Annotated in this window: 2 pseudogenes; one reads left to right on the plus strand and one right to left on the minus strand. The window is 60.6% G+C overall.

The features are described from left to right. Window positions 1-140 precede the first annotated feature (140 nt). Window positions 141-302 (minus strand): annotated as a pseudogene (locus DBR24_RS29840) (LysR family transcriptional regulator); the annotation flags it as partial. Between DBR24_RS29840 and DBR24_RS34475 the strand changes: the two are divergent. Continuing rightward, window positions 296-451 (plus strand): annotated as a pseudogene (locus tag DBR24_RS34475) (aldo/keto reductase); the annotation flags it as partial. The pseudogenes DBR24_RS29840 and DBR24_RS34475 sit on opposite strands and share 7 nt — an antisense overlap. Window positions 452-507 lie beyond the last annotated feature (56 nt).

Genomic DNA, 507 nt, shown 5'->3' on the forward strand with positions numbered 1-507 from the left:
GGCGAGTATCGCGACGACGGTCATTTGCGCAGACATTTTCATGGCGGCCTCACGGCAAAAGGCTGATCCGTTCAGTGTAGATCGCCAGTGTTTTTCTGGAGGAGTGAGCCTGCTCGCGATGGCGATGCTTCATTCAACGGCTGCTCGGGCAAGGCCGGCAGCATCGGATCGTCGAGCACCTGAACACCCGGCAGGTCGGAGTCGTCATCGGTCGGCGGCTCACTCACCAACGCGATATCGAGGCTACGCTGACGCAGGCCTTCGAGTTGCTCGGTGGCGCTCAAGTTGTACCGCGCCACATGCGCTTGCCGAGGATGTCGCGGCGTCGGCGGCGGTGATACCGGCCGGGTTCTGGCAGGTGTTGCGTGAGGCAAAACTGGTTTCTGAACGGGCGCCGTTGCCGGATCAACAGATCGCAGCCTGCGGCAGCTCCTACCTGGGAGGTGTGTGATGAAAATTGATTTGAGCGGTAAGTTGGCCATTGTCAGTGGCAGCACGGCGGGTATT

Origin of the sequence: Pseudomonas sp. HMWF006, from assembly GCF_003061205.1 — a bacterium.
In the GTDB taxonomy this organism is placed as follows: Bacteria; Pseudomonadota; Gammaproteobacteria; order Pseudomonadales; family Pseudomonadaceae; genus Aquipseudomonas; species Aquipseudomonas monsensis.